General features: G+C 69.8%; 8 protein-coding genes, 1 tRNA gene and 2 pseudogenes. 6 read left to right on the top strand and 5 right to left on the bottom strand.

The features are described from left to right. Positions 1-116: 116 nt before the first annotated feature. The 3 genes and pseudogenes from DJ75_RS00360 to DJ75_RS18430 all read left to right on the top strand — a co-directional run. Positions 117-713 (top strand): annotated as a pseudogene (locus tag DJ75_RS00360) (hypothetical protein); the annotation flags it as partial. 94 nt (positions 714-807) lie between these two features. Beyond that, positions 808-2109, top strand: a complete 1302-nt coding sequence (locus DJ75_RS00355) for a ribonuclease R family protein (RefSeq protein WP_094521901.1) — start codon at positions 808-810, stop codon at positions 2107-2109. A gap of 358 nt (positions 2110-2467) precedes the next feature. Next, positions 2468-2653 carry a hypothetical protein gene (locus tag DJ75_RS18430; RefSeq protein WP_094521900.1) on the top strand — a complete coding sequence of 62 codons (186 nt, stop codon included), beginning with the start codon at positions 2468-2470 and terminating at the stop codon, positions 2651-2653. A 22-nt stretch (positions 2654-2675) separates the two neighbouring features. Here DJ75_RS18430 and DJ75_RS00345 read toward each other — a convergent pair whose 3' ends face one another. The 4 genes and pseudogenes from DJ75_RS00345 to DJ75_RS00335 form a co-directional block, all read right to left on the bottom strand. Further along, on the bottom strand, positions 2676-3956 hold the full coding sequence (locus DJ75_RS00345; RefSeq protein ID WP_094521899.1) for an MFS transporter: 1281 nt from the start codon (positions 3954-3956) through the stop codon (positions 2676-2678). Between the two features lie 94 nt (positions 3957-4050). Beyond that, positions 4051-4686: a MaoC family dehydratase gene (locus tag DJ75_RS00340; protein ID WP_094521898.1), complete on the bottom strand. Its 636-nt coding sequence runs from the start codon at positions 4684-4686 to the stop codon at positions 4051-4053. A gap of 64 nt (positions 4687-4750) precedes the next feature. After that, positions 4751-4885 carry a hypothetical protein gene (locus DJ75_RS18920; protein WP_254921585.1) on the bottom strand — a complete coding sequence of 45 codons (135 nt, stop codon included), beginning with the start codon at positions 4883-4885 and terminating at the stop codon, positions 4751-4753. Between the two features lie 65 nt (positions 4886-4950). After that, positions 4951-5732, bottom strand: a pseudogene (locus tag DJ75_RS00335) (hypothetical protein). A gap of 161 nt (positions 5733-5893) precedes the next feature. Here DJ75_RS00335 and DJ75_RS00330 point away from each other — a divergent pair. Further along, positions 5894-6361 carry a type IV pilin gene (locus DJ75_RS00330; RefSeq protein WP_094521897.1) on the top strand — a complete coding sequence of 156 codons (468 nt, stop codon included), beginning with the start codon at positions 5894-5896 and terminating at the stop codon, positions 6359-6361. 328 nt (positions 6362-6689) lie between these two features. Here DJ75_RS00330 and DJ75_RS00325 read toward each other — a convergent pair. Next, positions 6690-6761, bottom strand: a tRNA-Ala gene (locus DJ75_RS00325). Positions 6762-7018: 257 nt separating this feature from the next. On the opposite strand from DJ75_RS00325, the gene DJ75_RS00320 reads away from it, so the two are divergent. Together DJ75_RS00320 and ribB are read left to right on the top strand one after the other, a co-directional pair. Next, positions 7019-7786, top strand: coding sequence for a DUF120 domain-containing protein (locus tag DJ75_RS00320; RefSeq protein ID WP_094521896.1), 768 nt, complete (start codon positions 7019-7021; stop codon positions 7784-7786). Continuing rightward, a complete protein-coding gene (gene ribB / locus DJ75_RS00315; protein WP_094521895.1) occupies positions 7786-8538 on the top strand; it encodes a 3,4-dihydroxy-2-butanone-4-phosphate synthase in 753 nt (250 codons plus the stop codon). The genes DJ75_RS00320 and ribB overlap by 1 nt, the downstream gene beginning before the upstream one ends. Positions 8539-8851: the final 313 nt, after the last annotated feature.

The following is an 8851-nucleotide window of genomic DNA, read 5'->3' as shown; positions in this document are numbered from 1 at the left end:
GTCGTCTCCCCATCCGCCGGACCCATCGGGCGCGTCCGACGCGGTCTCGGCGCGTCCGGTGATCCGCACCCGGCGGATGGGGAGACGACGGGGAGAGCGGTGACACGGGTGGCGAGGACCCCGAAACGCTCCCCGCTCTGTTCACCGACGAGCGGTGCCTCTGCTGCTCGTACGACGTGTCGGAGTACCGCAGCCAAGGGAGGGGCCGATCGTGGGTCTCGATCGACACCGGCGAGGCGGGCGTCCCGTTCCGCGTCGTCGTCGACGGGGTCGGCGTTCGCGTCGACCCCGCGGCCGCCGGCTTCGCGTTCGGCGTCGACGAGGACGTCGAAGTCGCGGCCGACGAGACGCCGCCCGAGCGCGTCCGCCGGTTCACGGACGCGGTGGAGGCGGTGGATGAGTCGGAGACGGGGTGGGAGCTCGGCCCGGTAACCGTCGGAAGCGACCCGAAGCGTCGATACCGCCAGCGCGTTCTTCGCCCCGGCGACGCCGTGACGGTCGTCGGCGACGCGACCGCCTTCCCGGACGCTCCGGTCGGCGAGGTGAAAGCGCGGATCGCCGGCGGATCGCCGTTCGTGGTCGGCGACGCGAGCGCGCGTCGGACCGCGCTCCGGCTGGTGGGCCGGTCGGCGGTGCCGGTCGTTCTCGGGCTCGTCTCGCTGACGGTCGCGGCGGTCGCGCTCTCGCCGGTCCTCGGCGTGATTGTCGGGTAGGCGGGCGACGCCTCCGACACTCCCGCCCCCGGTCTGGCGCGGCCGCTCCTGCGCCCCCGACAGGCCTTTCTAACGGACCCGCGTTGGTCCCGGTATGTCAGACGACGAGCCGAAACCGGGGTCCGCCGAGGACCAGGGGCCCGTGACGATCACGCCGGAGCTGGCGGACCGCCTCGCCGACAAGCGGGCGGACCTGTTCGAGGAGTTCGAGATCCCCGACGAGTTCCCGAACGAGGTCCTCCGCGAGGCGGAGACCCGGACCGAGGGCGTGTACGACGAGATCGAAGCCGAGATCGACGAGCGTGAGGACCTCCGCGATCTCACGACCTGGACCACCGACCCCGTCGACGCGCAGGACTTCGACGACGCGATCTCGATCGAGCGCGAGGAGGGCGCCTACCGGCTGTGGGTCCACATCGCCGACGTCACCCACTACGTCACGCCCGACACGGCGATGTGGGAGGAGGCGGTGAAGCGGGCGAACACCGTCTACCTGCCCGACTACACGATCCACATGCTCCCGCCGGTGCTCGCCGAGACGGTCTGCTCGCTCGTCCCCAACGAGGACCGGCTCGCGCACACCGTCGAGATGGAGATCGACGACGAGACGCTCTCGTTCGAGGACATCGACATCTACAAGTCCGTCATCAACTCCGACGAGCGGCTCACCTACAAGCAGTGCGAGGAGCGGCTGGAGGACCCCTCGCTCCCCCTCGGCGAGGAGAACGAACTCGCCTTCGAGCTCGCCGACCGGATGCACGAGCAGCGCAAGGAGGACGGCTCACTCGTCCTGAACCCGCGCCGCGACCGCGCGCACACCATCATCGAGGAGTCGATGCTGAAGGCGAACAAGGCGGTGACGCACACCCTGATGTGGGACCGCGGCGTCGAGGCCATGTACCGGGTCCACCCGCAGCCGACCCCCGACCAGTGGAGCGAGGCGCTCACGGAGATCCAGGAGCTCGACGGGGTCTCAATCCCGGGTAGCGCGTGGGGCGACGACCCGCGCAAGGCGGTCAACGCCGCCCTCGAGGAGTCGCCCGGGCGCCAGCTCAACAAGATCCAGCGCGCCGTGCTGAAGGTGATGCCCCGCGCGAAGTACATGAACGACCCGTTCGGCGGCCATCACGCGCTCAACTTCGACATCTACGGCCACTTCACCTCGCCCATCCGCCGGCTCTCGGACACGATCAACCACTGGATCGTCCACGAGAACGACGTGCCGGAGAACCTCGTGGAGCTGTGCGACCACGCCAGCGACCGACAGAAGGACGGCGAGACGGTCGAACGCATCTACAAGCAGTTCCTGCAGGAGCAGGGGCTCGACCCCCACGCGGTGAACAACCGCGGGATCGAGGTCGTCGACGACGCGGAAGAGGCGAAACACACGGTCTGATCGCTCCGCTCGCCCCCCTCGTCCCTTATCGGCGAAGCGTATAGACCGTCGGAGCCCCTACCGTCGGGTATGACCCATCACGACCACGACGAGGGCCACGCCGCCGATCGGATCGCCGACCGGGACCGCACGCGGGCCGAGCGAGAAGCGGAGCGAGCCGCCACGGTCGGCGGGTTCACGGGGGCGGTGCTCGTGGGCTCGGGGCGGCCCGATCGGCGCCGGGATCGGCGCCTTCCTCGGGGGATCGACCGGCTACGCCGTCGGCTACGCGCTGAGCGAACTGGAGGGCGAGCGCGGCGACCACCGCGAGGCGACGCTGGACGACTACGCGGACGGCGACGAGCCGGACCACGCGCCGGTGGACGACGGCGGCGACGATCCCGGAGACGAGGGCCCGGTGCGGATAGCGGTCGGCGAAGAGGCCGACGAGGGCGACGACCACGGCGGGGACGACGACCACAGTGAAGGCGACGACCACGGCGAAGGTGACCACGACGAGGGCGACGACCACGCCGAAGGCGACGACCACCGGTCCGAGGAGTGACCGACGCGCGCGACCCGCGTCGTCAGTCCCGCCAGGTCGCGAACCGGGAGATCGCGGCCGCCGCGAGCGCGCCGACGACCGCGATGACGGCGAGCACGAGGAACAGCTCGCGGGGGCCCGCACGGGTGAGAACCGTCCCAGCGAGCGCGGCGCCGAGCGATCCGACGCCGAAGATGCCGAGGTAGGTGTAGCCGAACGAGATCCCCCGCGCCTCGCTCGGCGAGTAGGCCGCAACCGTCGCCTGCGAGAGCGGCTGTACGGTGAACAGCGCGACTCCGAGCGCGAGCGAGACCGCGAGGAACGACGCGGTGGTCGCGCCGGCGGGGACGAACAGCAGCGCGAGGACCGCGAGGACGGACATGAGAGCGATCAGTCCCCGCTCCGGGCGGACCCAATCGGCGATCCGACCGCCGAGGTACTGGCCGAGCACGCCGACCATGAGGACGGCGACGTACAGGTACCGCGCGAGGTCGAACTCCTCGGCGTACGGGCTCTCCGGATCGATGAGCTGGACGTCGACCAACCCGCCGAGGGCGTCGCCGAGGAGGTCCGGGAGAAACGTGAGGAACGTCCGGTAGTAGAGCCCGCTGAGCGTGACGAACGCGAACACGATCAGGAACCCGCCGGCGAGCAGGACCCGCGTGTCGTCGACGATCGTCGACGGCGACACCTCGCCTTTGGTGCCGTCGCCCGTTTCGTCGGCGGCGGCCGAACCCTCGCCGCCGCCGTCGACGACCGCGGACTCCGGGAGCGCGGCGTCGACGTCGACGGTGAGGCCGTACGCGGCGACGACGACGGCGGGAACGGTGAGCGCGGCCGCGACGACCCGCCAGTCGAACGCCAGGAGGAGCAGCGCGGTCGCCAGCGGCCCGAGGGCGATGCCGAGGTTGCCGCCGATCCCGTGGTAGCCGAGCGCGGTCCCGCGGCGGTCGACCGACTTGGAGATCAGCGACAGCCCCGCGGGGTGGTAGACGCTCGCGGTGACGCCCCACACGGCGATGGCGAGCGCGAGCGCGAGCAGGTTCGGGGCGACGCTCACGAGCAGGAACGAGGCGGCCATCCCGCCGAGACACGCGAGGATGAGCGACTTGGAGCCGAACCGGTCGACGAGGATGCCGCCGGGGAGCGCGCCGACGCCGAACAGCCCGTAGCCGACCGTGGAGACGAGGCCGAGCGTGGCCGCGGTCGTCGAGAACTCCGCGATCCACACCGTCAGCAGGATCGGGATCGAGAGCTCGTAGGTGTGGACGAGCCCGTGCGAGCCGGCGGTGAAGGCGACGATCCGTCGCTCGGCGCGGTCCATCGGCCGCCCGTTCTCCGTCGGCGGGGATAGCTTCGAGGGTAGCCGCCGGGGTTGCCGCGAGCGCCGGAGTTGCCGCGAGCGCCGGGCGACCGTGTCACTCCAGGTCCTCCGGCTGGGTGCCGACCCCCGCCGGCCACCCCGTCGGCCGCGCCGCGCTCGGCTGCGCGTGCGAGCGTTTCAGGACCATCGGCGTGCGCTCCAGGGAGAGCACGAGCTCGTCGTTCTGGTTGTACGCGCGCAGCTCGGTGGTGACGATGCCGACGCGATCGCGCGAGTCGGACTCGCGCTTGTCGAGCACCTCCGACTCCGCGAACAGCGTGTCGCCGTGGAAGACGGGCGCGTGGTGGCGGATCTCGTCGTAGCCGAGGTTCGCCGTGGCGTTGGCGCTCACGTCGATGACGCTCATCCCGACCGCCAGCGCGATGACGAAGGTGCCGTCGACGAGGCGCTCGCCGAACTCCGTCTCGGCGGCGTACGCCTCGTTGAAATGCATCGGGTTGAGATTCATCGAGAGGTTGGTGAACCAGACGTTGTCCGTCTCGGTCACCGTCCGCCCGTACGGGTGCTTGTACACGTCGCCGACCGCGAAGTCCTCGTAGTACCGCCCCGCCCAGCCGGCGACGAGCCGGCGATCGGTGCCGCCGTCGGTCGCGGCGTCGGCGTCCGAACCGCCGCGCTCGCCGCTCGCGTCCGATTCCCCCCGGTCGTGCGCATCGCCGTTGCGAACCATACCGAGCACCGACGGCGACGACCGACAAAAATGGGACGCGTCCGCCGGACTCGTCGACCGCGCGCTACGCGAAGTTGAACGACGTGTACAGCAGCAGCCCGACGGAGACGACGGTGACCAGCACCAGCCAGCCGATCATGATCGCACCCATCTGGCGATGCGAGAGGTTCTTTCCCTCGAGTATCTCTGAGACGCCCATATCCGGACCGATTCGCCGAGAGTATTTAATCGCTTTCAACAAAACGGGACCGACGGCGGCCGGCGCTACTCCACGCCGAGCTCCCGCGCGGCGTCGGCCGAGACGGTGATCCCGGCGTCGGACGCGGTGACGCGCCCGTCGAGCACGTCCGCGAGCAGGTCCCGCAGGTCCGCGACGAAGGAGCCCGGCCGGTCGACCTGAATCCGGGTCGTCGACTTGCCCGCGTAGTTCAGCCCGCGGTGGCGGACGTAGGTCCGCGCGAACGACCGTCGGACCGGGCGCGGCACGTCCCACACGACCGACGGGAGCCGGTCGAGCGACGTCTTCGCGCCGGTCGGCACGCCCGTCGTGACGAGGCACCGACCGAGGACCGTCCCGTCGCGTCGCGGGTGGGGACGATCTCGGTCGCGCGGCCGGCGGCGTCGGCGTTCCGGCGCGTCGTCTCGACGTCGACGCGCTCGAAGGCGCGGCGGATCTCCGCGGCGTCGACCCGCTCGCCCGGCGTCACCGCGGGGACGTAGCTCTCGGCCGAGACGCTCCCGCCCGCGAGGACGTGCGCGATCAGCGCGACGAGCGCGGCGGCCGCCTCGCCCTCGGGGTCCGGATCGAGCCAGCCGCGGTCGATCGCCGCGTCGATCGCTCGGACCGGGTCGGGGACCGTGCCTTCGAGCCACCCCCTGACGCGCTCGTTCGGGAGGTCGAGGGCGTTGCCGACGCGCACCCGGCCGGCGCTCGGGTGCTCGGCGGCGTACTCGCGCACGCGGCGGTAGTCGAGGACCTTCTCCCACGGGTCCGGACAGACGCGATCGCTGTACGTCCGAGCGAGGGCCTCGGCCGTGGGCTCCATACGGATCGCTCACACGTCAGCGTAGTTGTCCTTGTGTACCTAATTTTCGCTGTTGATATTTAAGCCAGTAAGTACATAAGGAGGAACTGTTAAGCGGAGAGTAACCAGCAACCGATCGGAACGGGACGGCCGTTTCGTCGGTGAACCGCTGGGTTCAAACTATGAAACCAAGCAACCTGTTCGACTCGGACGACCGTGCAGTGAGTCCCGTTATCGGAGTCATCCTCATGGTCGCAATCACCGTGATCCTGGCCGCCGTCATCGGGACGTTCGTGCTCGGTCTGGGGGACTCGATCGGGGACAGTCAGCCGACGGCGCAGCTGAGTGTCTCACTTGATGACACGACTGCGAATGGTAATATTACAATTGAGCATAACGGCGGCGATCGGATTGATTCGGATTCTGTCACAGTGATCGTTAGCAACGCTTCCGGAAGCGCTGAAGCGAACGCAACAATTACTCCGGCGTTAAGTGTCGGAGATACTGTTTCTGCCGGTTTCACCGGTAACTCCGATTCCGCTACTGATGTCCGGGTGAGACTTGTCCACGAGCCGAGTGATTCGATACTTCTCGACCGAACGTATGAGACGGGTAGTATAGGTCTCGACGGTCTCAACGATCTCAGCTAGGTCACCTCCATCGAGTTTTATTTGCGTTCAGTACTGTGACCAAGTGACTGATGGGTCACACAGCTTCTGAACCTGGCCCTCGGCTCTCCGGTCCTGAGGAGTCGAGTGAAATTCAGATGGACTTGCAGAGATTTTGGACCAGAGCTAGACGTACTCGCTCGCTTTGTTCGCTGTGCGCGACTGGCTGAGTTCTAATCCCGCTCGTTGCAGTTTCGCGTCCCTCCCGGTGTGTTTGCGGCACAAAATCATGGACTCGCGGGGGTCCCGTGAGCGTCAGCGAACGGGACCACGCGAGGGAACGACTGAACGAACGAAGTGAGTGAAGAAGTGGACTCGCGGGGATTTGAACCCCGGGCCTCTTCCTTGCGAAGGAAGCGATCTGCCGCTGATCTACGAGCCCGCACCCGGAACCAATCGCCGTTCGTATTTGTACCTTACCTTTCGACGACCCGCACGCGGGTGGTTCGCAGGCGACGGCGGCGGTCGCAGCTCGCGACGAGCACCGCCGACACCGACGGAACTAGGTAGCCGCCTGCCCGAGATATAGTCGAAGTAGTTCCCCGTTCGCTTCCGATAGCGAATCTAAACCTGTTTAACGTTTTTGGGACGCATCCCATATTCGTTACTCTTTTGCGTGCGGGCGACCGAGGTTCGACTATGGCAGAAGCGACGGCGACGACGGACCCCGACCCGGCCGCGATCGCGGCCCTGAAACACGTCGGGCTCGTCGGCGGCCTGACCGAGACGAAGGTGTCGTGCGCGGCGCTGGGCGACCGCCTCGACGCCTCGACGCAGACGGCCTCCCGGCGGCTGCAGACCCTCGAGTCCGCGGGGTACATCGAGCGCGACGTGGTCGGCGACGGCCAGTGGGTGCGCGTCACCGACGCGGGCGAGGCGGCCCTCCGCGCCGAGTACGCCGACTACCGCCGGCTGTTCGAGACCGACGTCGAGCTCGTCCTCCGCGGCGCCGTCACCGGCGGGATGGGCGAGGGGCGCCACTACATCACCCTGCCCGGCTACGCCGAGCAGTTCCGCGAGCGCCTCGGCTACGAGCCGTTCCCGGGCACGCTCAACGTCGACCTGACCGAGGAGAGCGTCCGGCGCCGCGGCGAGATGGCCGGCATCGACGCGGTCCCCATCGACGCGTGGGAGGACGAGGACCGCACCTACGGCGCGGCCTCGTGTTACGGCGTCACCCTCGTCGCCGGCGACGAGCGCTACGAGGAGGTCCACGCGATCGTCCCCGACCGGACCCACCACGACGACGACCAACTGGAGCTGATCGCCCCGGAGCGGCTCCGCGACGCGCTCGACCTGGACGACGGCGACGAGATCGAGGTCCGGGTGGCCGCGACGAGCCGGGCGGACGACCCCGGCGAGAGCGACGACGACGAATCCGACGCCCCCGAGACGGAGGTGGCCTGATGCGCGCCGACGTCGACGCCGACGGCGACGCGGAGGTCGCCCCCGAAGCCGAGGCCGGAGTGACCGCCGACGGGGAGCCGACCGACGCGGCCGAGTCGGTCGAGCGCGCGCTCGACGCCTTCCGCGCCGGCGACCCCGTCTGCGTCCACGACTTCGCCGACCGGGAGGGCGAGACGGACATCGTCTACCCGGCCGGCGCCGTCGACGAGGCCGCCGTCGCGCACATGCGCAACGACGCCGGCGGGCTGATCTGCGTCGCGGTGGCGGACCCCGTCGCGGACGCGTTCGGGCTCCCGTTCCTCGCCGACGCGCTCGATCACCCCGCGGTCGACGACGACCCCGACTACGACGACCGCTCCTCCTTCTCGCTCCCGGTGAACCACCGCGAGACGTTCACCGGGATCACGGACGAGGACCGCGCGCGGACCATCGTCGAGCTCGCGGGCGCGGCCGCCGCCGTCGACGCCGACCCCGCGGGATACGCCCCGGAGGACTTCGCGGCGGAGTTCCGCGCGCCCGGCCACGTCCACGTGCTCCGCGGCGACCGCGACGGGCTCGGCGGCCGGACCGGCCACACGGAGCTCGGGCTCGCGATGGCCGAGGCGGTCGGTTCCGCGCCCGCCGCCGTGGTCTGCGAGATGCTCGACGACGAGACCGGCACCGCGCTGGCGCCCGCGGACGCCGAGGCGTACGCCCGCCGCCGCGGGATCCCGTACGTCGAGGGCGCGGCCCTCGTCGAGGCGTTTAAATAACCGAACGCGGTGCCGTCGGCGTCGCCGGCGGCTCTGCCGCCGGCTGCAAGCGAGAGCTTTGCTCTCGCCCTGCGCGCCTTCGAGTGGTCGCCGAAGGCGGCCACGAGGAGCGCGTGCGAGGGAGGCGGCGGTCCGGCGCGGGCGGAGCCGCGCCGGGCCGTCCGCCGAGGCTGGGGAGGCGTGAGGTGCGGTGCGGTTGCGGTCGGGTGGACGCAAAGGGGCAGCCGGGAGGCGGGCGCACGCTCGCTGCGCTTCTCGGTCGCTCACTCCGCTCGCTCCCTGCGGTGCTTGCGTCACCCGCGACCGTCCCCCG

The sequence above is a fragment of the Halorubrum sp. Eb13 genome (assembly GCF_002252895.1).
Classification (GTDB): domain Archaea; phylum Halobacteriota; class Halobacteria; order Halobacteriales; family Haloferacaceae; genus Halorubrum.
This window is presented reverse-complemented; position numbering and strand designations above follow the sequence as displayed.

Excerpts from the sequence above, each read along its gene's own strand:
- DJ75_RS18920 (WP_254921585.1), bottom strand. The coding sequence starts at position 4,885 with ATGGGCGTCTCAGAGATACTCGAGGGAAAGAACCTCTCGCATCGCCAG.
- DJ75_RS00345 (WP_094521899.1), bottom strand. The coding sequence starts at position 3,956 with ATGGACCGCGCCGAGCGACGGATCGTCGCCTTCACCGCCGGCTCGCAC.
- DJ75_RS00355 (WP_094521901.1), top strand. The coding sequence starts at position 808 with ATGTCAGACGACGAGCCGAAACCGGGGTCCGCCGAGGACCAGGGGCCC.
- DJ75_RS00340 (WP_094521898.1), bottom strand. The coding sequence starts at position 4,686 with ATGGTTCGCAACGGCGATGCGCACGACCGGGGGGAATCGGACGCGAGC.
- ribB (WP_094521895.1), top strand. The coding sequence starts at position 7,786 with ATGCGCGCCGACGTCGACGCCGACGGCGACGCGGAGGTCGCCCCCGAA.
- DJ75_RS00330 (WP_094521897.1), top strand. The coding sequence starts at position 5,894 with ATGAAACCAAGCAACCTGTTCGACTCGGACGACCGTGCAGTGAGTCCC.
- DJ75_RS00320 (WP_094521896.1), top strand. The coding sequence starts at position 7,019 with ATGGCAGAAGCGACGGCGACGACGGACCCCGACCCGGCCGCGATCGCG.